Source organism: uncultured Henriciella sp., assembly GCF_964005855.1.
In the GTDB taxonomy this organism is placed as follows: Bacteria; Pseudomonadota; Alphaproteobacteria; order Caulobacterales; family Hyphomonadaceae; genus Henriciella.
The window spans coordinates 136,624-158,727 of the sequence record NZ_CAXFSW010000001.1 but is presented as its reverse complement, the minus strand read 5'-3'; the positions used below and the strand labels follow the sequence as shown (position 1 = coordinate 158,727).

The following is a 22,104-nucleotide window of genomic DNA, read 5'->3' as shown; positions in this document are numbered from 1 at the left end:
CACCTCACCACACTGCGGCCCGATTACCGTACAATGCAGCGCTCACTCTGAATGCGTGTCCCAGGCCGCTTTCTTGCGGTAGATCGTCGAGGGATTGATCTGCAGCTGCCTCGCGGCCGCAACAATATTGCCGCGGCAGATCGCAATTGCACGCTCGATGGCGCGCTTCTCTGTCATCCATAAGGGCTCGAACCCGTAGTCCAGCTCTGCCGCCTCTGGCGACAACACAGACTGGGCCGTTTCGGCCGTGACCTGCGGGGCCAAAGGCGCGGCGCTCACCCGCTCGCGGCTGGGCAGCATTTCGCGGGTGATCTCTCCACCGGGCTGCAGGACGGCGACCTGCCTGACAAGGTTTTCAAGCTCACGGACATTACCCGGCCAGGCATAGGATACCAGCCACTCCTGTGCGCTCCTGGAGTATCCAGTAAACTCTTTGCCTTCCTCAGCGCCAAAGCGGCGAAGAAATGTCTCTGCAAGAAGAAGGATATCGCTGCCCCGCTCTTTCAGGGAAGGCAGCTCCACCGGAACGACGTGAAGGCGGTAATACAGGTCCTCGCGAAGTCTTCCCTCGCGAATGGCCTGCAGCGGATCGCGATTGGTCGCGGCGACAATACGGATGTCGGCCTTTCTCTGCATCGTTTCCCCAACCCGGGAGAATTCTCCCAATTGCAGGAATCGCAGCAGTTTCGGCTGCAGGTCTATAGGCATTTCCCCGAGCTCATCGAGAAACAGCGTCCCGCCATCTGCAAGCTGCGCAGCGCCAACCCTATCTGTCGTGGCGCCGGTGAAGGCCCCTTTTACGTGACCGAATATCTCGCTTTCGAGCAGATCCTTCGGAATGGCCCCGCAGTTGAGGGCGACGAAGCGAGCCTGACGTCGTGGGCTGATATCATGAACCGCCCGCGCCACAAGCTCCTTGCCGGTCCCGGTCTCGCCGGTGACAAACACGCTTGCCCTGGACGGGGCTGCCGCCTCTATCGCCTTGTAGACGCCCTGCATGACCAGCGATTTTCCGATGATGCCTGCAAAGTCGGACCGGTCGACTTCGGCCTCATATGTCGCGACCACCTTCTTGAGCTGGAATGTGTCGAGAGCGTTGCGGACGGTTACCCGCAGGCGTTCTGCCGAGGTCGGTTTGACAACGAAGTCGTGCGCGCCCCTGCGCATCGCGTCCACCGCCACGCTCATTGAGCCATGCGCGGTAATCACGATAATCGGTGCGGCAAGATGTTCAGAGGTCCAGCGGTCGAGGAGATCGAGCCCGTCCGCGTCCGGGAGCTTCAAATCGAGGAGTATGCAGGCCGGCGTCTCACGCTGAAGACTCTCAATCGCCTTGGCGCCTGTATCAGCGATTTCGATGGCGCTGAATTCATGCTTGAGGTGGGTTTCATAGGTTCGGGCCAGAGACGGCGTGTCCTCAACGATCAGAAGCTTCGGCTCACGGACCATTGGCGCCTCCTTCAATGTAGCGCGCCCGGAGCTGGTCGGTCACGCAGTCTGCCTCCCTCAATATCTTGTTGATCAGCTCATCCTGATGCGCGTCACTCGCCGTCTGGGCAATCTGCTCAAGCTGAAAGGCAAGCTGGCTGAGCTCAACGGCGCCAACATTGGACGCTGCCCCCTTGATCGCATGAGCAAGATGTTCGCGTTCCTTGCCTGGCAGCTCCTTCAGCTTCGGTAGCCGCCATTCGAGCTCTTCCAGGAACAGGCCCGCAATAATCGCAAACGAGTCCAGGTCCGAGCCCCAGAGCGATATAATCTGATCATCATCCAGTCCGATAACCGCCTCCGCTTCGTTATCGTCCACTGCCTCCGGCAGCCAGTTGGCCAACTCGGCCCGCAGGGCCTGTGGCCGGACGGGCTTCGTCAGATAGCTGTTCATACCAATACCGATAGCCGCATCCCGGTCTTCTTTCAACGCATGCGCGGTCATTGCTATGATAGGTTTATCATATCCGCGCTCACGAAGGATACGGGTGGCTTCCAGCCCATCGATGTTGGGCATCGACATATCCATCAGAATAAGGTCGAAGTCGGAAGCCAGCGCCGCGTCGATGGCGGCTGCGCCATCGACGACATGGAAATGCTGAAGGCCAAGCCGGTCCAGCATGGTCTTGGCGACCATCGCATTGGTCTGGCTGTCCTCTGCGATCAGGATCCGGCCTGCGAGCGCTGTTGGAAGACTCTCGTCCGCATACTCCTGTGACACCGTCTCACTACGCACCACAGGAATCTTGAACCGGAAGACAGAGCCCACCCCCGGAGCACTCGATACGCTGATCGACCCGTCCAGCATTTCGACAAGCTCCTTGCAGATCGCAAGCCCAAGACCTGCGCCGCCATGCGAACGTGACCTGGAGGAATCGGCCTGTTTGAAACGGTCGAAGAGCAGCGGCTGATCTGTCTTGGATATGCCGATGCCTGTGTCGCTTACGGTGAAGCAGAGCAGCCCGGCGCTGACGCCGTCCTCATACCCCGCTTCGATACGGATCGATCCTCTGTGGGTAAACTTGAAGGCATTCCCGACCAGGTTCATGAGAATCTGCCGGACTTTCCCGACATCGGTCTGAAAACGTCCGGAGGGCACGTCGATGGCGACCGATAGATCTATCGACTTAGCCTTCGCCTCGGGGGCAAACACATCGCTGACCACGCGGACAAGCGTTTCGGGCTCGAAGTCTGTATATTCAAGATCGACTTCGCCCGCCTCGATCCGCGAAAGGTCGAGAAGGTCATCAATCAGGGTCAGAAGCGTTTCCGCCGAATTCTCGGCCGTCTGGATAAAGCCCACCAGATCGGGTCCGACCGACTCGCGATCAATGAGGGAGAGAGATCCTATGACGCCGTTCAGCGGCGTACGCATCTCATGGGACATGTTCGCCAGAAAGGCCGACTTTGCGGCGCTGGCATTTTCAGCCGCCTCCATCGCCGCGCGCAAGCCGAGCTCTGCGGCGCGTCTTTCTGTGATGTCCCGGATCACACCATGATAAAGGGGGCCGCCACTGGTTTCCATACGGCGGCCGACGATTTCGGTTGGAATGCGCCTGCCATTATTGTCTGCAATGTCGATCTGGACGCGAACATGGCTGCCATTGGTTGCAGCCTCCAGGGCCCTGACGGCTTTGTCCACTTGATCTGCCGGCGGAAACAGCAGCGCATTCCTGCCGATCAGTTCATCCTTTTCGAGCGCGACAAGCTCGCAGGCCCGGCTATTCGCGTCCCTGATCACGCCGCTTTCATCCATCACCACAATTGCGTCCGGCGAAAGTTCGAAAAGGCTCTGAAAACGTTCTTCCGAAGCCTTCAGCCTTTCTTCCGCGGCCTTGGCTTCGGTAATGTCGCGCAGATATGCGGAGAAGAAGGTCTTTCCATCAAACTGTACAGGCGAAATGGCAAGCTCGACCATAAGGTCGGCGCCGGCCTTGTTTATGGCCGGAACCTCGACACGCTGGTTGAGCACCTTGTGTTCGCCAGTCGTAAGATACTTGTCGAGGCCCGCAGCGTGGGCCGCCCTCAAGGCTGGGGGAATGATAAGGTCAGACAGTTTCGCGCCAACGGCTTCGTGCCTAGGGTATCCAAACACGAATTGGGCAGCGGGATTGAACTCAACAACGATGCCCTTGTCATCCATCATGATGATGCAGTCGAGCGCGGCTTCTATGACCGCATTTCGCAGGGCCGCATCTCTCTCGATAGCGACGAGCCCACTGACGTCAGGCGTCACCAGGCCCATATCCTGCAACGCCTCGCGATTCATATACCGGTCTGACATCTTGAACTCCATTTGACCCTCAGGGACGTGCAAGACTCGGCGCCTGATCGTGAGAAAAAATATTGTGAGAAATTACAAAGCATTGAGCGAGAGACGCCTTATGACCGCAGCTGACTCTTGCAAATTGCGGGACAAGCTCTTGCAAAATGCGACTCGTTGAATTGCATTTTGCAAGAGCCTCGACATGAGTTAGTAGGCGCCCCGCGCAGTCAGAACGGCGACGGGCGTTTTCAGAAGGATCAGAAGGTCGAGCAGGACCGAGCGTCTTTTCAGATAGGCAACATCCAGCACGACCTGCCGGTCGAAGGGCAGATCGGCACGCCCCGAAATCTGCCAAAGACACGTAATCCCGGGCTTCCCCTTGAGGCGGCGGCGCTCCACGGGCGAGTACTTTTCCACCTCTGAAGGCAAGGCCGGACGTGGCCCCACCAGCGACATGTCGCCTTTGAGAACATTCCAGAGCTGCGGCAACTCATCGATGGAGTATTTCCGGATAAACCGGCCCACAGCGGTGATCCGCGGATCGCGTTTCAACTTGAATGTGACCCCGTCGTCGCGGTCATTGCTGGCCCGGCGCAACTCGTCCTGGCTTGGGCCGCCGACTTTCATCGAGCGGAACTTGACCATTTCGAAAGGCTGGCCGTCCTCTCCAATCCTGACCTGGCGAAAAAGGACGGGGCCCCTGCTGTCCAGTCGTATGGCCGCTGCCGTGGCGAGCAGAAGCGGCGAGAGAGCCAGAAGCCCTGCGCCGGAGGCGGCGATGTCGACCATCCTCGCAAGGCTTCGATCCGTCCTGCGAACGAGGCGTTTGCGAACCGGGGCGAATGCCCGTCCGGCGGCGTAGGCGACAAAAGAGAAATTGCCGACCAGGTAACGGCGCCACATGCGCTGGGGCTCGCACTTCAGCCGGTAGACCCACTCAACGCCCAGACGGCGCATCCAGAGCGGCGCTCGGGGAATTCTGCCCGAGACGAAGTCAAGCAGTCCGCCCACGCCGAGCAGCACAGGAGCGTTCAGCCTGTGGCGGACGCGGGCAATCCAGACATCCTGATCTGGAACGCCGAAGGCAACAAAGACGACGCGCGCGCCCGACTCATTGATCTGCCGGATGACAGCGTCTTCTTCGCGCGGGCTGAAATAGCCATTGCGCGTGCCTGCGACTTTGAGGCCCGGGTGTGCGGCGGCTGCGTTTGCAGCGGCATCGCGCGCGACTCCCTCCCGGCCACCAAGAAAGAAAACCGGAATCCGGCGGAAAGCCAGGCAACGGCAAAGCGGCCCGAAAAGGTCCGTGCCATTCAGATTTTCACCGAGCACCTTGCCTTCCATCCGGGCCGCCAGCTCAATGCCGGACCCGTCGGGAAGCAGCGCATCGGCACTGGTGAGCGAGTCGCGATAGCGCCAGTCCTTGCGCGCGACATTCACGCAGTGGGCATTGAGAAACGAGACCTGCGTTGAAATGCCCGCCTGCGCCCTGTTGGCGATCCAGTAGGCTGCTTTGGCGAGCGAGGCGCTCATGAGTTTGAAACCGAGAACATCGACGGTCTCGGGCGACTCGAACGGGCTGAAGGCAGGCCTTGGCGAGCGGGCCGGAGGGGCGGAATTGAGGATTGCGGTATTTGCGAGTGACATGGTCTGACTCCCTTGGGTGGATGGATGCCAGTCACTCCGCAGGAGACATTCCGGGCGGGCCGGAATAAATTTTTTCTATTATTTTCTGATACTTAGAAATCCGAACCCGCCGTTTCGGCAGGTTGCGCCTTGCAATAAGCGGCACGCCATTCTTGCAATTTGCAGCAGGTGTGGCGGCGCGCAAGACTGCCCTGCCCTCATGCCAAAACACACATTTTCAAACAAAAACAACGCATTAGGTCGCCCACCCAGTCCGCCGCCAAACTGAAGCGATTTTTGAAAGGTGAAGAGCGTCAAAATCAGGAGACGCTCTCATGAGCATTTCGAGGCAAATCGCGTTGAAACTTGGCCGCCTTCGCGGCGATCGGTTCTCGCGCAATATTGGATGGCTCACAGCAGCCGAGGGCATCAGCCGCGTCGGGCGTATCCTCGCCGCGATCATTCTCGCGCGCCAGCTGGATGTTGCAGCCTTCGGCGTCGCCGCGATTGCGCTGACCGTATTCGAACTGGTCCGTGTCTTTACCGAAAACGGCATTGGCGCTGCCGTCATCCGGGCGAGCGACGAAACCGTCGATGCGATTGCAAACGCCGCCTACCGCCTCATGTGGATCATCTGCCTGGGTCTCGCCTGCGCGCAGCTGATTGCAGGTCTTCTTGTCGAACTCGCGATGCCCGGCCGGGGCCTTGGCCTGATGATTGCCGCCCTTGCCGGCGTCTATCTCATCATGCCGTTCGGGCTGGTCCATGCCTACATCCTGCTGCGGGAGCAGCGCATGAAGCGTGTGGCGGTCGTTGGAACCTCACAGACCGTAGCCGACCACCTTCTTACGGCCTTGCTCGCCATTACGGGCTTCGGTGCATGGGCCATCGTGCTCCCCAAGCTGCTTACCGCGCCGATCTGGCTGGCCGGTATTGTCTGGGGGCGGCCATGGAAACGGCGGCGCGAAGCGGGTTATGCTGAGACCTCTGCCATACTCAGGTTTTCTCTGCCGGTTCTTGGCGCCGAACTCCTGACGGCATGCCGCGATCAGCTCGACAAGATCCTCGTCTCGGTTTTCTTCGGGCTGGAAGCCGTCGGCCTCTACTATTTTGCCTTCAATGCCGGTCTCGGCCTGTCCTCGGCCCTGAACCGGGCCTTCTCCACGGCCTTCTATCCCCACCTCTGCGCCGCGCAGAACAAGGTGGCCGGCTTTCGTTCCGCGCTTGTGGGCAGCGTACCCACACTCTCGGCCGCCTATATTGTGCAGGCTGCGGGTGCTGCCCTCTATGTGCCAATTGTCTTCGGCGCGGACTGGTCCCATGCCGCAGCCCTTGTAGCGGTGCTCTGCCTCGGCGGGCCTGCCCGTCTCCTGCTGGACGCGTGCAGAATGCTCTGCCGCGCAAACGGCTCCTCGGCGCTCGAATTCCTTATCGCGGGCGGTTTCTGCGCCGTGATCCTGACCCCTTTCATCCTGTTCAACCAAACCGGCCTGCTTCTCGCGGTCGCCGTCTCAGTGTCCCTGGCGAGTGTCTACAGCCTCGTCGCGGCGCTGATGCTCTCTCGCGCCGGCCAGACCGGTTTCACCCCCACCACCCCACACCCTCACGGAGCCTGAAACCATGGCCAGACCATTCGTCTCCATCGTCATGCCCGCCTATAATTGCGGCGAGACGATTACTGCCTCGATTGCCTCTGTACAGTCGCAGACATGTGCCGACTGGGAGCTCATCATCATTGATGATGGGTCGAGCGACCAGACCGCAGACCTCGTCCGGGCGCTTGCGCGTGAGGACAGCCGCTTACGTCTCTTCACGCAGCCAAATTCCGGCCCGTCACGCGCCCGCAATAACGGTATCAGGCTCGCCAACGGACAGTATGTCGCTTTCCTGGATGCTGACGATCTCTGGGCACCAGAACGGCTCCGGGGGATGCTTAACGCATTTGATGCCAATCCGGCTGCAGGCGTCCTCTTCAGCCGCGTCCGATTTGTCGACGAAACCGGGTCGGAATGCGGCCGGCTGAGCGATCATGTATCCCAGCTGACCGCCGGGCACCTGCTCGGCGAAAATCCTGTCTGCTCGACGTCCAACATCATCTGCAAAGCCGAGGTCCTGTCCTGGGTCGGCTATTTCAGCCCTGACCTCAACTTCGCTGAAGATCAGGAATGGCTGCTGCGCGTGGCTCTCGATGGAAAATGGACCATTTGCGGCGTCGACCGCGAATGGCTGTTCTACCGCACACGCCCGGACAGCCAGTCGGCCGACCTTAAGGCCATGCGGTCTGGCTGGATGACCATGGTTCAGAGGGCGCACCGGTTCGGTGAGCTCTCACCAGACACCATCCGTCACGCCTACGGCCCCTTCCATCGCTACCTCGCCCGCCGGGCCCTGCGCATGGGCAAACCGGTCAGCGCCGCCGGTTTTCTAGCTCAAGCGTGCCTGACCGACCCGGGGCTGATCATCCGTGAACCAAGGCGCACCCTTCTAACAGCGCTCGGCGCTGCCGCCCTTTTCATCCCCTCAACCACCATTCGGGAGCTCGTCGCAAAATGATCAACGCACCAACAGTCACCATCGTGATGCCGGTCTACAACACCAGCCAATATGTCGAGGAGGCGATCGACTCCGTTCTCGACCAGACATTCGAGGATTTCGAACTGCTCATCATTGATGATGGCGGGACCGACGAATCGATGACCCTGTGCCGGGCCTATACCGACCCGCGCATCCATATCATCTCCCAGGAAAACCGGGGCCTCTCCGGGGCACGCAACACCGGGATCCGCGAAGCGTCCGGCCAGTTCATCGCCCTGCTCGATTCAGATGATGTGTGGGAGCCGGTAAAACTCGGCCGGCATGTCCGCCATCTCAAGCAGAACCCTCGTGTCGGCATCAGTTTCGCAGCCTCCCGCACCATGGACGCCGACGGACGGGCGATGCGCGTCGTTCAGAAACCGAAACTGAAAAACATTTCAGCCAGCGACATCTATCTGCGCAATCCGGTCGGCAACGGATCGGCGCCGGTTTTCCGCCGGGAGGTCTTTCAGGACATTGCCTTCCCCCACCCCACAATGGGGTATCCATGCTATTTCGATGAGAGCTTCCGTCAGTCCGAAGACATCGAGTGCTGGATGCGGATCGCCCTGACGACCGGCTGGAAATTCGAGGGGATCAGCGGTTCCCTGACACGCTACCGCGTCAACGAGTCAGGCCTCTCGGCCAATGTCATCCGGCAGTTTGAAGCCTGGGACAGGATGAGAGCGAAGATCGATGCGCTGGACCCCGATTTCTCAGCGAAGTGGACGCCGGTCGCACAGGCCTTCCAGTTCCGCTATCTGGCGCGCCGGTGCGTCTGCCGCAATGACGGCTCCATGGCGCTTAACCTTATGCGCGATGCCCTGCGCAGCAGCCCGTCCATCCTCTGGCGTGAACCGCAGAAGACCTGCACCACGCTTGCAGCCGCAGCCTGGCTGCGGATAGCGCCGGAGCTGGCGAGCGCGTCCCTTCAGACCGCACTCAGAAAGGCTTGAAATCATGACTGACCGCCAGATTTTCCACCTTCTCGACGACATGGCCGTCGGCGGTGTAACGCGCGCCCTCTCGAATTTTGAGGACCCCTTGCTACAACAGCTGGGCCTTCATCGATATTGCGATATCCGGGAGGAGATCCCGCGCGCGCGCTCGATGAGCGATATCGCCATCGTCCATTTCACCATGAGCTGGGCCAAGCTCGCCAGACTCGCAGAGATACGCCTGCGCGGCCGGTTCAAACGTCTCTGCCTGATTGAGCACACATATACTGAAGGGTTCGAGGCTGCCTGCGTTGAACATCCCTTCCGGTTTCGCGCGATGTTGCGCCAGGCCTACCGCCAGGTGGACACGGTCATTGCCGTTTCAAGGGAGCAGGCCCACTGGCTTCAGAAGAACAAGCTCGTTCCAGCTCACAAGCTCGAAGTTATCCCTCAGGCGCGTGACGTCACCGAACTCCTCTCTGTCCCTGCACTTCCCATGCACCGTCCAGGGCCTCTGCGGATCGGCGCTTTCGGGCGCTTTGACCGGCAGAAGGGGTTTGACCTGCTGATCGAGGCGATGACTCAAATCAGCCCCGAAACCGCCACCCTGAAAATTGCAGGATATGGCGACGGTGACGCCCAGCTTCGCAGTCTCTCGCAGGGGCTCGCCAACGTATCGATTGAGCCACCCTTCAAGTCACCGCGCGCGTTTCTTCAGAGCGTCGATGCGGTCGCAATCCCATCGAGATGGGAGGCTTTCGGACTGGTCGGTTCCGAGGCACGGGCGGCCGCGCGGCCAATCATCGTATCGGCTGTCGATGGACTGAAAGACCAGGCAAGCGACCATGCTTTCGTTCATGCTGCTGGCGATGTGACAGCCATGGTGGCGGCCATTGAAGCTGCCGCGAAAGATAATGGGCTTCGTCAGCGGGGCCTGAGAGCCCGCGCAAAGGTGACCTGCGAGTATGACAGGATGATCTTCGCCTGGCGGGATCTCCTGACGGGTAAACAGCCAGCCCTCTGCGCATAAGCCAGCTACCGCCCTGAGAAAGGCTGCCGGGGTCCGCTCCGGTAGCCTTTTTAATTGAGCAGAAGAAAACAGCCTGTCAGGCAGCCGCCGCCCGGTCCCTGCCTGCCATCGTCGCCTCCCGCGCCGCAATGCCCATAACCACAAGGCCCGGCCACATCAGATAGGAGAGGATCTCGAGGTTTTCGCCGATGGAATAGAAAGCCATCAGCAAGACCATGCCGAACGCGATACGCCCGGCTGGCGACTTCGCGAAGGCAAGCAGGGCAAACTCAATCAGGCTCCAGACGAGCGGCACCGCCAGGGCGAGCGCCCCGACAATTCCCTTGACGAAAAGCAGGCCGTACCAGGTGTGATGGCTGCCAATAGGCATGAACTCAACGAAGTGCGGGCCACGTTCGACAACGCCGTGCCCCCAGATCGGCGCCTCTGTCCACCAGCGCTGGACCGCAATGTCTCCAAGCGCTTCACGCACCCGCGTGGAGTCGGCGCGCATTGATTTGACCGAGTTCAGAGTGGAATCGACTGTGTCGAGGATCATCTGGGCGAAGGGCGTCAGCATAAAGAGACCGCACGCCGCCGTCAGCCACATCAAGGGCCGGCGGCTTTCACCAACGGCAATCACGAGCGGCCAGATGAACAGCGCCGCCGCGAGGGCGAGCCGCGATTTGGAAAACAGGATGATACAGAGGGCCGATATGATGCCGATCCATTTCCAAACCTTGCGGCGATCCGCGAGCGCCAGGATGAGATACATGTTCCCGATAAGGCCCGCCGCCGGAGACCAGGGCGTAAAATAACGAAGCCGCGTCGATCCGTCTGTCGGCTCAATCGAATAGAGCTGGATCGCGAAAAATTCAGGCCCGGGTCCGCCCACAAGCTTCAGCGGTGAGACGAACAGCACTTCCGGCAGCCCGACTTTTGGGGCCATGAGAAAAATGGGCGTGAGAACAAGCGATCCGAGGGCCACGATTCCGGCAGCACGTATGATTGTCTCCAGCCTGATATTCAGACAGGCCCCGACCAGCGGAAACAGGGCCAGCAGGGCCCACCCCTTTGCCCAGCCAATCGTCGACTTGATCGTCTGACCCAGCCCCAGATTGTTGCTGGCATGTCCGACCTCGAGGGCCAGCAGCATGACGAGCATGCCCACGACCCAGACCCAGACCCCCGCCGGGACCGGAAAGACGCCCCGAACATTGAGGTCTGAATCTGCCAGATAGACCCGCGCGAGGAGCAGACCGGTCAGGCCTACGCCCAGGACAGGTCCCAGGACGTAGAGCCCGCCGACAAGATAGACCGGCCATGTCGCGGCGAGCGCCAGGGCGACTATAAAGTCTTCAGGAGCGCGCGAATGATGGGGAGACGTATCCATAGAAGGGCAAGTCCGATCGCATAGAGGAACATGGTGGCAAAGGCCCCCAGCGCGACGAACTTCTTCGACGGCGTGGCGGCCGCTTCCGGCAGTCCCGGCACCTCGATTGTCTGGACCAACGGATAGGATGAAAAAGTATCGGTCCGGTTAGCGTCGAGCCGCGCCAGCGCCGAAGCGAAGACCGTCTCGGCCACTTTGTGGTCGCGAATGAGGGCATCGAGCTCCGTGGCCGGCCCTGCGAGGTCACTGATACGCTGCTGCATATCCGCGAGCTGCTGGGCGATCACTGCTTTGCGCTGCTGCGCGCCGGCGAGCGAGGCAGAGGCGCTCACAAGCGAGGAGATGAGCGATGTGCGCTCGTCATCGCTTGTATAATAGTCCTTTCGAACCGCATGAAACCGCTCATGGCCGATCAGGGAACGTCCGCGCTGGCGGATGCCCTCATTCAGGCCAGCAACCTGCTCAACGGTGTCGCGCATCTCCGGATGGTTTTCTCCATAGATGAGGGAAAGCTCTGCCTGCTTTGAGCTGGCGTCTGCTGCAGAGGTCGCCATGTTCTGGAAGGTCGGGTCCGAGAGGAGGGACAGGATATCCGCAGCCTGATCGGGTGTGAGATCCAGCATGACCGACAGACGGGCAATCTCGCTCTGCATCACCATTTCTTCGGTTTCAGCGAGGCCAAGACTGGTCCGCAGCTGCTCGCTCTTGGCAACAATGTCCTGGAACTGTTCGATTGATGTCAGGCCATGACGCGACTGGAAGTCGATGATCTTTGCCCGCGTGTCTTCGACCGCCTGCTCAAAGCCGGCGATTGCCGCGATATAGGCGTCCTGCCGCAGCTGTTGTTCTTCGGTGCGCAGAACACCGACTTCTTCATTGAAGACAGAAAGCCAGGTGTCGGCCAGCTGCTTTGCCGTTTCAGGCGATGGCGCAGAGACAGAAACAAACATCAGCTTGGTCTGGTTGGCGAGCCGGACGCTCGGCGCCGGCGTGTCGGAAATGGTCTGGCCCATCCGCTCCGCCACGATGCCGCGCAGACGGTAGGACTGGAACAGTCTCTTATAGTTCTCCGTCGGGCTGAGCGTATGGTCCCCAAATGGCGACGAAGAGGTGCTGCTGGCCTGACCGAGAGAGTCAAGATTGACCGAGCTGGACTGGCCGGCTCCCGGCAGGATCAGGGTAAAACCACTTTGATAGGTGCGGGCTGAAAGCATGTAGAATGCCACAGCCAGCGCCAGGATGACGGCCCAGCCCATGCAGAGGACAGCCGCATAGCGCAACAGACGGCCGGCACGAGGGCCGCCACGCAGAAAGCTCCATTTCATTGTCATTTCGCCAGCCCTCCGATGAGCATCGCATTGAGGACAGGAGAGGCGGCTTCAGAGACGGTGGCGATCACATCACGCACATTGGTGACGTGCGAATCGTAGCACGCAATCGCGTCATTCGGCAGCAGAACCGGGTTGAAGTGGTCGCGGTCGGCCCGGCGAACGAGATCCTCTATGGACCGTGCGATCACCTCGCTTTCGCCCGTGACCGGATTACGCGAGATCAGGACACCCCAGCGGCGCGCATTGGTCGCCTGTATACCGCCCACGCAGTTAGCCGAGACCAGACCCTGAAGAAAACGGGTTCCGTAGGGCAGACGTGTGGCGTCCTCACCGATAGCGGACGCGGCGTTGGATGCGGCCGGCTGGGTGAGATTCGACATGAAGACACGAATGCCCGGCGGGGTGATGCGGGAGGGACGTGCCAGCGCAAGCTGAAAGCACCCGCGCGAGGGCACGTGAACCCGGTCGCCCGCCACAAGAAGCGGGTCATCCACCGGACCGCCGTCAAAGATGCCGGTCATATCGAAAACGCGGCGCTTTCCGGCGCGCACGAGGACGACATTGCGCACATCGGCATCCGGGCGCACCCCTGCCGCAGAGTAGAGCGCCGAGGAAAGCGAACGCTGGATGGCAATATCGCCGGACGCCGCGAGGCGTTCTGAAGGATCGGCGTCGGCCTGACGCTGGTTCAGGATGACGTCGCCCGACTGGAACACCGCGCCGGAGACGGAAACCTGGATGGGCGCCCACTGCAGGACGGAGATGTCGGCCTGGGCGAAACCCGCTTTGAAATAACCACCCTCAACAAGAAGCCGCGCAATAACGTTTTCAAGATGGGTGAGCGTCGAGCCTGCCGCTGGCAGTTCGCCAAGATGGGGAACCTTTACATACCCGTTCGGGCTGACGACATAGTCGCCCTCGAAGCCTTCACCATGGGGCATTTCGATACGGATGAGATCGCCCGGCGACAGGAGTTGCGGCTCTTCAAATGCCGCACCCAGACCTGCATCAAGCGGCTGACCAACCATTGCCAGGTCGAGATCGCCGCAGCGTGCGCCATTGCGCACCCGCGTATCCAGTCCGAGTTCCATTTCAGTGGTGCCTGAGAGATACTGGCGCTGGGCCTGATAGCCACTCGTATCCATATCGACGGCGTTCGACGGGCGCTCGAACGAACTGGCACAGGCCGAGACGGCGAACAGGGCAGTGACAAGTGAGAGGTTACGCATGGCGGACCTCATTCGCCAGAAGGGCGCCAAGGGCTCTTGCTGCGGAGACGCACTCCGTTTCGACCGTCTTTGTCAGACCACGAAGGTCAGCAGAGGTCGTGACTTTGATAAGTCCGCCGGCAGCCTTCAGCGCTTGCTGAAAGACGGCTTCAAAGGCTTGCTCTTGATGCGGCGTTTCAATTCTGAAGTGGTAGGCTTGCATGACACTCTCCGGGCTTGAATGAGAATGTCAGATGCAAGACGCGAAACCATCATAAAAACCTTTATTTATCAGTATACTAATTCAAAAAGGGGGAGGAATTTTCGTTATATGCGAAGACGAATGATGCAATTTGCAATAGGAAAATTCGCGTTTTGCAGCATATCTGGCAGACCATCCAATAATGCCACGCCTTCTTCTCAAATCTGAAGGAGGGCCGCCCGGCCACCCCTCTGCGAGGCTGATCGATCCGGAGAAGACGCCAGCGCCCGAACCAGAAAACGGGCGCGAACCGATTAAACTGACTTGAGGCAAACCCAAGATGATCTGGTGGAGCGCCCCCAAAAAAGAACCCGCAAAGCGCGGGCCAGGGAAATGATAGATGTTTGGTACTGTCTTCAATGCGTGTCTGGGAGGCGCACTCAGCACGCTAGCCCCGAAGTCTTGCGCAAACCCTTCCGATTTGTGCTCAATTAAACTGATCTCGTCGCTCAGGGATGGACGGATGTGCGCTAGGGCCTTGGGCTCATGTCGAGAACCCGGTTTATCCGTATGATCAGTTCTTCCGGGCTGAAGGGCTTGGAGATATAATCGGTGGCTCCAAGCTTGAGCGCGGAGACGGCATCCTCTTCCCCGCGCCTTGCGGTAAGCATCAGGACCGGCAGATCGCTCAGCGCCTCATCTGAACGAATGCGCTGCAGCGTCTCGATACCGTCCATGACCGGCATCATTCCATCAAGGATGACCAGGTCGATCTGCTCGCGCGCCAGGATGTCCAGGGCCTGTTTCCCGTCTGGGGCCTCCACGACGTCGCAAGGGATCTTTTTCAATTTGTGCGCAAGTAGCGTACGCAACATACGGTCGTCATCAGCGACGAGAATCCTGCACGAGGCCATAGGCTAGCTCCTTCTGAGACAGCTATTTCCAAACATGATTTACTTAGTGCGCACTATGCGCAGCGGCCACAATTCGAACTGTTCGCTTCAGACTTTCTTTGCTCCCTGAAAGTCATGCCGCGCCCCGGATGGCCTCAAGAAACGCCCGCAGCCTTGCCTCCAGCAGGCTTCTGTCACTCTCGCATTCCGGGTCTGCATTATTCAGCGCAGCCTCTTCAAGCTCAAACGCCTTATCTGAAATATCGGTGAAACCGAAACTGCCCGCGGTTCCAGCGACGGAGTGGGCCAGGGTCCGGATGGCCTTGGCCGTGTCATCCTCATCCAGGGTTTCAGCCATCTGGGACAGTTCCGGCCCAAGCGTCCCCAGATAGTCGAGATAGGTATCGCGAAGCGCCCGCATCTCTTCATCAGCCTCATCGGAGGGAGACTGAGAGGCATCCGTCTCCGCGCCGCATATCTCCAGTATCTTTTCCTCGAGCTTGTCGAGGTCGATGGGCTTGGAGAAGTGATCGTCCATACCGGCCGCCCGGCATTCGGCAATTTGCGAAGGCATGGCGTTGGCGGTCAGCGCCATGATCGGGATCCGTGCCATCGGCCCATCCATTGCCCGTATCTGTTTCGTTGCGCTCAACCCATCGAGATCAGGCATCTGAACATCCATCAGGATCAGATCGACCTTCTCTCCGGCCTCAAGCGCCTCGATGGCCTCGCGCGCAGAGGTAAAGGTCAGGATTTTGAACCCTGTATCCTTCAAGCCAAGTTCAATCAGGCTCAGATTGGTTTTCACGTCATCGACGACCATGATGGTGCAGTCCTGCCCATCTCTACTCACCTTGATAGACGTGTGCGGCTCGACGGTCGCATCTGGCGCTCTGCGATAAGGCAGCTTGAAGGTGACCGTCGTGCCTTTGCCCTCCTTGCTGTCCAGCCAGAGATCTCCGCCCATGAGACGCGCAAGCGAGCGGCTGATCGTCAACCCCAGCCCCGTCCCGCCAAATCTCCTGGTGATTGTCGTATCGGCTTGACGAAACCCGTCGAAGACGGAGGCCAGCTTGTCTTCCGAGATGCCGATACCGGTGTCCGAGACGGAGATATTGAGCCAGGACGCCTCCACATCGACACTCACATCAATGCGTCCCCGGGCAGTAAACTTCGCCGCGTTGCCGATGAGATTGGTGAGGATCTGTCTGATCCTCGTGTCATCGGCCAGAATCCTCATATCGGCCTCAGGGGCGATATGACTGTAGATCGGAACCGTCTTGCTCTCGCGGCCAGCATCAACGAGATCAATCGTTTCCGTGATCAGCTCATTCATGCAGAAAGAACGTTCATCAATCTCCAGCTGGCCGGCCTCGATCTTCGAGAAATCGAGGATGTCGTCCACGATCTCACGCAGCATCCGCCCTGCCCCGCGAATACGCTCAAGATAGGTTGTCTGGTCTTCATCGAGGTCAGTTCGAGCAAAGAGCTGGGCAAAGCCAAGAATGCCATTGAGCGGCGTGCGGATCTCATGGCTCATATTGGACAGGAACTCCGCTTTTGCGCGGGTGGCCGCCTCGGCCGCTTCCGTCGCAGCAGCCAGCGCAATCTCGCGCTCGCGCCGGTCGGTCACATCGCGATATGAGGAGATAACAGAGATAGGCTCGCCATTCTCATCGCGAATGACGGTCGGACTTGCCTCAAGCCAGATAAACCCGCCACCGGCCTTCGGCGCTCTGTGTTCGCTGCGGAACGGCCCGTCCGCCGGATCGTGCTTAAGCAGTCTCGCGAAGGCCTCCATCGCGCGAGGCCGGTCTTCCGGGATAACGAACTCGATCGCTGACTGGCCAATGGCCTCTTGCGGATCGATACCCAGCACGCGGCAGGAAGGGGAAACGAATGTGATTTCACCGTCCACATTGTATTTGAGGACGATGTCGGTCGCATGTTCGGCCAGGATGCGATATTTCTGCTCACTTCTGGCGAGTTCTTCGTAGACGCGGGTGTCTTCGGTTATGTCCGTGAACACGCCGATGATAAGCTCAACTTCCCCATTTCCATCTTTCAGACATTCCGCACTTGACCTGACACGTCGGCGTGTACCGTCTCGCGTCACGAGATCGGCTTCGAACTCCCAGCCCTCGCCTGTTTCGATGGCCCTCTGCACGGTGTCATTCACCCTCAACCGCTCCTCCGGCGGATAGAAAGCGACAGCGTCGTCATAGGCTGGATCGAACTCCTCAGCCGCAACGCCATGGATTTCGTAGACATGAGGAGACCAGTAAACGGCCCCGGTTTTCGGATTCAACGACCAGTGCCCCACGCCGGACATCTGCTCTGCGAGGCGCGATTTTCCGAGCATCTCATCGAGGCGCCGGGTCTTTGACTTCAAACGGTTTTGAGAACGCTCCAGATAGGCAAGGAGACGTCGTCTGTCCGTGACGCTAACGCCCACAGCAAGCGCGAGGATGGAGTTGACGACCAGGAAGCTCTGCAGAACCAGAATCTTGGCTTCCATACTGGCCTGCATAAGCGATGTCGGCCCCTGATCGGCCAGGGCGAAAGGAATCGCAATCGCCGCGATGCCAAGCAGTCCGACGGCGGCGCCCCTTATGCCGCCAACGAAAGCAAGCCACACCAAAGCGGGGGGAACGAAGAAAAGAAAAGGAAAGTCCGACTGCGCAAAGACAGCAAACGCGACGAGACAGACCCCGACAAAGGCAAAAACCTGTTTGAGATCGAAGGGGATACCCCGGCGCCTACTGCTCTTCTCGATCAATATCTTCAGGAGCGGCGTAAACAGGATGATGCCCAGCATATCCGCTGCGAACCACAAGGCAGCATCGGACAAGGCGACCTGCGCGCCGCTGAGAGCAAGACCCGCGGTGGCGAGGCTCGTTGAAACAAGGCATCCGACGAGCGCGCTGCCACACAGTTTCAGGATACCGATCTGGCTGATCAGTCTAGGCTTGCGGCCGAAGTGGAAGAGGCCGGCGACAACAAGAACCTCTATGACGCTGGAGGCGGACAGCCAGACCGCAATCAAAAGCGAGTCCCCCACCACCAGATGGGCAGCGAGTAAGGCGACCTGCAGCGCGGCCAGGAATCCTATCCAGCGCTTTTTCTCCACACCCAAAACAAGGGCCAGGACGACCGCATCGACAGGCCGAATAGCGGCAATACGCCCGCCCTCCCGCGTGAGATCAAACGCGGCTGTCGCCAAGAGAAACAGCGAAAGCGTCAGGGCAATCAATTGTATTGCCGTTCTGGCTGCCCTGCCTTTCGGCAACAGGCTGTCGATCTTTTCTCGTAAGATGCCCATCGCCTGTCTCAAAGACCCATTGCTCAACCCTGACATAAAGTGTGATCGTAGGAAGCGAGAGTTTCCAATAGCTTATGCAGGCTCGCGAAACTCCCGAGAATTTGCCGAACATTGCAGTCAGTCACGCCACCCAATACCCACGCCTTATGGTTGGAATAGCAGAAACCATTCACGCGTAGGTAAGTCCGCATAAACCTCTTTGGAGCCATTATCGCGCTCATCGAAAGGAATGCGCAAACTTGAACTGGGTAACCTTCAAGACCGTATCATCAATCGCTGCGGCTCTCTGTCTTTGCGGTCATCACGCGCTGGCACAGACGGACAATCGTCTTGCGCGCGCCACGGAGGCCCGCCTGAGCGGCGAGTTCGAGACCGCTATTGAACTTCTCCAGTCCGAAACGACGCAGGCGCCCGAAAACGCCGATGCGTGGCTTCAGCTGGGGCTGAGCCTCATGGCAGTGCAGAAATATGGAGAGGCTCGCGAAGCACTGAACAGGACGCTGCGGATCGCGCCCGACTATCGGGACGCAGAGATCGCGCTGGCACGTCTCGACTGGTTTGAAGGAAAGGACGAACAAGCCTTGCGCCGGCTTTCGGCGATGCCTTCTTCTCCAGAAGCCGACATGCTGAAGCAGCGGATAGAGGAGGCTCAGCGTGAGCCGCAGGCCCACCGGATGCGGCTCAATCTCGGTATCGGACGCAGTGAGCTCTCAAACGGGTTGCCAAGCTGGTCAGAGATTGCGGTTGGCCTCGGCTATCAAACCAGCCCCGCTTCATCCATCTCTTTTGCCGCTGACTATGCCGAGCGGTTCGATCTTTCGGATATCTATCTGGAGGCGCGGGCAGCAGGACGTCTGAACGAGAGGCTCGCTGGCTTCGTCGCGATTGGCGGCGCGCCCGATGCCATCTTCCGGCCCGAGCTTTCTCTTACGACCGGCGCCGATTTCTACCCATCGGTGAGCCGTGGTCCCCTAGCCGACACGGTGTTTTCTGGCGAGGCCCGCTATGCGGACTATCCTGCCGGGCCCGTTCAAAGCGCAAAGGCAGGCTTTTTGAAGAGGCTTGGCGATAGTGACCTATCCCTGGGGGCGACCGGCATATTTCTGAGCGACGAAAACGGGGAGAGCCGATCTGGCTATAGTCTGCGGGCAGACTACGCGTTTGATGAGACCAGGACCCTTCGCCTGGACTACACAGACGCGCCGGAAACCTCCGATGGCGTCACCCTGGATGTGAAGTCCTATGGCGTGGCATGGCGGCAGACTCTCAGTCCTGCGCTGACGCTTCAGATCAACGTCTTCCATGAAACACGCCGCGTCTATGACCGGACCGGCGTCTTTATTTCCACGGGCCTGCGGTTTTGATGCCCGATTCGTTTCTCCTCGCCCTCTGGACGATCTCCCTCGTCATGGCGGCGGTCTCGCTTCTGGTACTCGCGACCCTCGTCATCCACAGACTTTTGTCGTCACGGGTGCGGCAGAGACGCAATCAACGCCGGGACGAGATGATGACCGCCCTCTTCCTCGCCTCTGAGGATCACCCCCAGTCTGTCGGCGCGCTGAAGTCTCTCGCGAAATCCCCCAAGGCCATCTCCCAGGCCCTGCTGGAATACGCAACACTGGTCCGCGGCAGCGATCTCGATCTCGCAGTGACCGCCCTGCAGCAGGCAGGCGCCGAGAAGATCGTCCTCCGCGCGGCCCGCAAAGGAGAAAAAAAATATCGTCAGATGGCCGCCGAGGCCCTCGCCTATTTCCGCTCGGCCGATTGCCGGCAGACGCTTAAAACGCTGGTGGAAGGCAGGAAGACACCGCCGGACGTCAGGGTCTCCTGCGCCAGGTCCCTGATCTTCATTGGAGAGGACCTGGAGCTTTCAGTCCTTCTTCATCCGTTCCAGACAGATGCGTTTCAGGCCCCGCTGGAGCTGGCCGCCGTTTTCCGTTCGATCGCACAGAACAGACCCGCTCTTCTGATCGAACGCATCGAGGAAGCAAGCGACAGCGTCTACTTGCGTTGCATGATGATCGAAGCGCTGGCACGGGCCGATGTCTATGATGCACTGCCCCTTCTGGAAAACCTCACCTCGGACAGCTCGCCGCAGATAAGACAGTCAGCTTTGCAAGCGCTTGGCCTTCTGGAACTGCCGATTGCACCTGAGACTGTGACGAAAGCGCTGGCCGATCCTGAGGCACAAGTCAGGGCCGCCACCGCCGATGCGATCGGTCGGATCGGTCTGTCGGAACATGCAGATCAGCTGGTGGCGCTGCTCGACGATCCCCAGTGGAGCGTGCGGTTCAGTTCCGCCAACGCACTCGCTGCGCTTGGACCTGAATATCAGCACCGGCTGGAAGCCATCGCCCTCGAGACGGACTCAGGCACTGTCCGCCGGGCTGTCGACTTCACACTCTCCGACCAGCCCCAGCCGAACCATGTTTGACCCGGACACATTGTCGGTTGTCGCCGTCTGGGTTACGATTTTCGTGATCGGGGTCGGCCTGATGCAGAACACTCTCTATGCCTTACAGCTCCTGATCGCCTGGCGATCAATGGTGAGCCAGCCGAAGATCCGGCGGACCTCCATTCTATGGCGCAGATATGCCGACCTGGCCCCGCCAATCGCTCTGATCAGCCCCGCCTACAATGAGGAAAGAAGCATTGTGCAAAGCGTGCGCTCGCTCATGGCACTCCGATATGCTTCTTTCGAAGTGATCGTCGTAAATGACGGGTCGAAGGATGCCACTCTTGAGAGACTGATAGAGGCTTTCGACCTCAAGCCTGTGAAAAGGCCCGCTGACCGGTCGCTGGATCACCAGCCGGTGCGCGGCATCTATGGCTCCGAGCTGCACCCTGAACTGATCGTGGTCGACAAGGAAAATGGCGGCAAGGCCGATGCCCTGAATGCGGGTATCAACGTCTCCCGCGCGCCGATCTTCTGCTCGATGGATGCCGATTCCGTGCTCGAAAGCGACGCCCTGCTGCGCGCCGTAAAGCCCTTTGTGGACGATCCAGGCCGGACCATTGCCGTCGGTGGGACGGTCAGGCTCGCGAATGGGTGCGAGATAAGGGATGGCGAGGTGGTCTCGACGGGTTTGTCGCGCAATCTCCTCGCCCTCTTTCAGACGGTCGAATATGTGCGCGCCTTCCTTATGGCCCGTCTCGCCTGGAGCCGTATCGGTGCGCTGACGATCATTTCGGGGGCCTTCGGCCTGTTTCGGCGTGGCGCCGTTATCGAAGCAGGCGGTTACACCGTCGGTACCGTGGGCGAAGACATGGAACTCGTGATAAAACTGCACAAGCAGTTTCGAAAAGCCTCTACCGACTACCGCATTGCCTATATTTCAGAACCGATCTGCTGGACCGAAGCGCCCGAAGACCTGCGGACCCTCCGAAGACAGCGAGAGCGCTGGCATCGCGGCTCTCTGGAAACATTCTTCCGGCACAAGGATATGTTCCTCAATCCCCGCTATGGCCGCGTCGGCTCACTTGGTTTCCTCAACATACTGCTCATCGACGTCATAGGCCCTCTTGCGGAAGTTCTGGGTTATATTCTTGTCCCGCTCTTTTATGCTCTGGGGCTCCTCTCCGTCGATTACTTCCTGGCCTTTCTAGCCCTCAGCTTCACCTTCGGGATCACGATAAGTGTCTTTGCGCTTATCCTGGAGGAACTCAGCCTCAAACGGTTTTCAAGAGCGGGAGACCTGGTCATTCTGGGCGCCGTCGCCGTGCTCGAGAATTTCGGATACCGTCAGCTCAACAATTTCTGGCGCCTGAGAGGCACCTGGCAATATCTGCGAGGATCCCAGCAATGGGGAGAGATGAAACGTAAGGGCTTTGGCGGAACGTGACCCTTCGCTCCA

The 22,104-nt window shown here is 59.5% G+C and carries 16 protein-coding genes; 7 read left to right on the top strand and 9 right to left on the bottom strand.

Going from position 1 to position 22,104, the window contains the following annotated elements; genetic code table 11:
- Positions 1 to 42 precede the first annotated feature (42 nt).
- From ABNU55_RS00715 to ABNU55_RS00705, 3 genes are all read right to left on the bottom strand, one after another.
- Positions 43 to 1,449 carry a sigma-54 dependent transcriptional regulator gene (locus tag ABNU55_RS00715; RefSeq protein ID WP_290753536.1) on the bottom strand — a complete coding sequence of 469 codons (1,407 nt, stop codon included), beginning with the start codon at positions 1,447 to 1,449 and terminating at the stop codon, positions 43 to 45.
- The gene (locus ABNU55_RS00710) at positions 1,439 to 3,772 is read right to left on the bottom strand and encodes a PAS domain S-box protein (RefSeq protein WP_290753534.1); all 2,334 of its coding nucleotides are present in this window, start codon (positions 3,770 to 3,772) and stop codon (positions 1,439 to 1,441) included. Before ABNU55_RS00710 ends, ABNU55_RS00715 begins: the two co-directional genes overlap by 11 nt.
- 189 nt (positions 3,773 to 3,961) lie before the next feature.
- Positions 3,962 to 5,401: a WecB/TagA/CpsF family glycosyltransferase gene (locus ABNU55_RS00705; protein ID WP_290753532.1), complete on the bottom strand. Its 1,440-nt coding sequence runs from the start codon at positions 5,399 to 5,401 to the stop codon at positions 3,962 to 3,964.
- A 314-nt stretch (positions 5,402 to 5,715) separates the two neighbouring features.
- Between ABNU55_RS00705 and ABNU55_RS00700 the strand changes: the two genes are divergently transcribed.
- The 4 genes from ABNU55_RS00700 to ABNU55_RS00685 are packed head-to-tail and all read left to right on the top strand — an operon-like array spanning position 5,716 to position 9,922.
- Positions 5,716 to 6,996 carry an oligosaccharide flippase family protein gene (locus ABNU55_RS00700; RefSeq protein WP_290753530.1) on the top strand — a complete coding sequence of 427 codons (1,281 nt, stop codon included), beginning with the start codon at positions 5,716 to 5,718 and terminating at the stop codon, positions 6,994 to 6,996.
- A gap of 4 nt (positions 6,997 to 7,000) precedes the next feature.
- Positions 7,001 to 7,933: a glycosyltransferase gene (locus ABNU55_RS00695; RefSeq protein ID WP_290753528.1), complete on the top strand. Its 933-nt coding sequence runs from the start codon at positions 7,001 to 7,003 to the stop codon at positions 7,931 to 7,933.
- Positions 7,930 to 8,910, top strand: a complete 981-nt coding sequence (locus ABNU55_RS00690) for a glycosyltransferase family 2 protein (protein WP_290753526.1) — start codon at positions 7,930 to 7,932, stop codon at positions 8,908 to 8,910. Before ABNU55_RS00695 ends, ABNU55_RS00690 begins: the two co-directional genes overlap by 4 nt.
- Positions 8,911 to 8,914: 4 nt before the next feature.
- Complete coding sequence (locus tag ABNU55_RS00685) at positions 8,915 to 9,922, top strand: glycosyltransferase family 4 protein (protein WP_290753524.1); 1,008 nt, start codon at positions 8,915 to 8,917, stop codon at positions 9,920 to 9,922.
- 76 nt (positions 9,923 to 9,998) lie between these two features.
- On the opposite strand, the gene ABNU55_RS00680 is transcribed toward ABNU55_RS00685, so the two are convergent.
- The 6 genes from ABNU55_RS00680 to ABNU55_RS00655 all read right to left on the bottom strand — a co-directional run bounded on the left by ABNU55_RS00680 (position 9,999) and on the right by ABNU55_RS00655 (position 18,250).
- Positions 9,999 to 11,294: a hypothetical protein gene (locus tag ABNU55_RS00680; RefSeq protein ID WP_290753522.1), complete on the bottom strand. Its 1,296-nt coding sequence runs from the start codon at positions 11,292 to 11,294 to the stop codon at positions 9,999 to 10,001.
- Positions 11,249 to 12,619: a hypothetical protein gene (locus ABNU55_RS00675; protein ID WP_290753521.1), complete on the bottom strand. Its 1,371-nt coding sequence runs from the start codon at positions 12,617 to 12,619 to the stop codon at positions 11,249 to 11,251. The genes ABNU55_RS00680 and ABNU55_RS00675 overlap by 46 nt, the downstream gene beginning before the upstream one ends.
- Positions 12,620 to 12,621: 2 nt before the next feature.
- The gene (locus ABNU55_RS00670; protein ID WP_290759046.1) at positions 12,622 to 13,854 is read right to left on the bottom strand and encodes a polysaccharide biosynthesis/export family protein; all 1,233 of its coding nucleotides are present in this window, start codon (positions 13,852 to 13,854) and stop codon (positions 12,622 to 12,624) included.
- Positions 13,847 to 14,056 (bottom strand): hypothetical protein, encoded by a 210-nt coding sequence (locus ABNU55_RS00665; RefSeq protein ID WP_290751845.1) that lies wholly within the window; start codon positions 14,054 to 14,056, stop codon positions 13,847 to 13,849. The genes ABNU55_RS00670 and ABNU55_RS00665 overlap by 8 nt, the downstream gene beginning before the upstream one ends.
- 509 nt (positions 14,057 to 14,565) lie before the next feature.
- Positions 14,566 to 14,949, bottom strand: coding sequence for a response regulator (locus ABNU55_RS00660; protein WP_290751843.1), 384 nt, complete (start codon positions 14,947 to 14,949; stop codon positions 14,566 to 14,568).
- A gap of 112 nt (positions 14,950 to 15,061) precedes the next feature.
- On the bottom strand, positions 15,062 to 18,250 hold the full coding sequence (locus ABNU55_RS00655) for a PAS domain-containing protein (protein ID WP_290751840.1): 3,189 nt from the start codon (positions 18,248 to 18,250) through the stop codon (positions 15,062 to 15,064).
- A 239-nt stretch (positions 18,251 to 18,489) separates the two neighbouring features.
- Here ABNU55_RS00655 and ABNU55_RS00650 point away from each other — a divergent pair, with 239 nt between their 5' ends.
- From ABNU55_RS00650 to ABNU55_RS00640, 3 genes are read left to right on the top strand one after another with little or no spacing between them, the layout of a single operon-like run.
- On the top strand, positions 18,490 to 19,614 hold the full coding sequence (locus ABNU55_RS00650) for a YaiO family outer membrane beta-barrel protein (RefSeq protein WP_290751837.1): 1,125 nt from the start codon (positions 18,490 to 18,492) through the stop codon (positions 19,612 to 19,614).
- Positions 19,614 to 20,684, top strand: a complete 1,071-nt coding sequence (locus ABNU55_RS00645; protein ID WP_290751834.1) for a HEAT repeat domain-containing protein — start codon at positions 19,614 to 19,616, stop codon at positions 20,682 to 20,684. The genes ABNU55_RS00650 and ABNU55_RS00645 overlap by 1 nt, the downstream gene beginning before the upstream one ends.
- Complete coding sequence (locus ABNU55_RS00640) at positions 20,677 to 22,092, top strand: glycosyltransferase (protein ID WP_290751831.1); 1,416 nt, start codon at positions 20,677 to 20,679, stop codon at positions 22,090 to 22,092. The genes ABNU55_RS00645 and ABNU55_RS00640 overlap by 8 nt, the downstream gene beginning before the upstream one ends.
- Positions 22,093 to 22,104: the final 12 nt, after the last annotated feature.

Bases quoted from the DNA above. Each gene is read 5' to 3' on its own strand.
- ABNU55_RS00715 (WP_290753536.1), bottom strand. From the start codon at position 1,449: ATGGTCCGTGAGCCGAAGCTTCTGATCGTTGAGGACACGCCGTCTCTG.
- ABNU55_RS00710 (WP_290753534.1), bottom strand. From the start codon at position 3,772: ATGTCAGACCGGTATATGAATCGCGAGGCGTTGCAGGATATGGGCCTG.
- ABNU55_RS00705 (WP_290753532.1), bottom strand. From the start codon at position 5,401: ATGTCACTCGCAAATACCGCAATCCTCAATTCCGCCCCTCCGGCCCGC.
- ABNU55_RS00700 (WP_290753530.1), top strand. From the start codon at position 5,716: ATGAGCATTTCGAGGCAAATCGCGTTGAAACTTGGCCGCCTTCGCGGC.
- ABNU55_RS00695 (WP_290753528.1), top strand. From the start codon at position 7,001: ATGGCCAGACCATTCGTCTCCATCGTCATGCCCGCCTATAATTGCGGC.
- ABNU55_RS00690 (WP_290753526.1), top strand. From the start codon at position 7,930: ATGATCAACGCACCAACAGTCACCATCGTGATGCCGGTCTACAACACC.
- ABNU55_RS00685 (WP_290753524.1), top strand. From the start codon at position 8,915: ATGACTGACCGCCAGATTTTCCACCTTCTCGACGACATGGCCGTCGGC.
- ABNU55_RS00680 (WP_290753522.1), bottom strand. From the start codon at position 11,294: ATGGATACGTCTCCCCATCATTCGCGCGCTCCTGAAGACTTTATAGTC.
- ABNU55_RS00675 (WP_290753521.1), bottom strand. From the start codon at position 12,619: ATGAAATGGAGCTTTCTGCGTGGCGGCCCTCGTGCCGGCCGTCTGTTG.
- ABNU55_RS00670 (WP_290759046.1), bottom strand. From the start codon at position 13,854: ATGCGTAACCTCTCACTTGTCACTGCCCTGTTCGCCGTCTCGGCCTGT.
- ABNU55_RS00665 (WP_290751845.1), bottom strand. From the start codon at position 14,056: ATGCAAGCCTACCACTTCAGAATTGAAACGCCGCATCAAGAGCAAGCC.
- ABNU55_RS00660 (WP_290751843.1), bottom strand. From the start codon at position 14,949: ATGGCCTCGTGCAGGATTCTCGTCGCTGATGACGACCGTATGTTGCGT.
- ABNU55_RS00655 (WP_290751840.1), bottom strand. From the start codon at position 18,250: ATGGGCATCTTACGAGAAAAGATCGACAGCCTGTTGCCGAAAGGCAGG.
- ABNU55_RS00645 (WP_290751834.1), top strand. From the start codon at position 19,614: ATGCCCGATTCGTTTCTCCTCGCCCTCTGGACGATCTCCCTCGTCATG.
- ABNU55_RS00640 (WP_290751831.1), top strand. From the start codon at position 20,677: ATGTTTGACCCGGACACATTGTCGGTTGTCGCCGTCTGGGTTACGATT.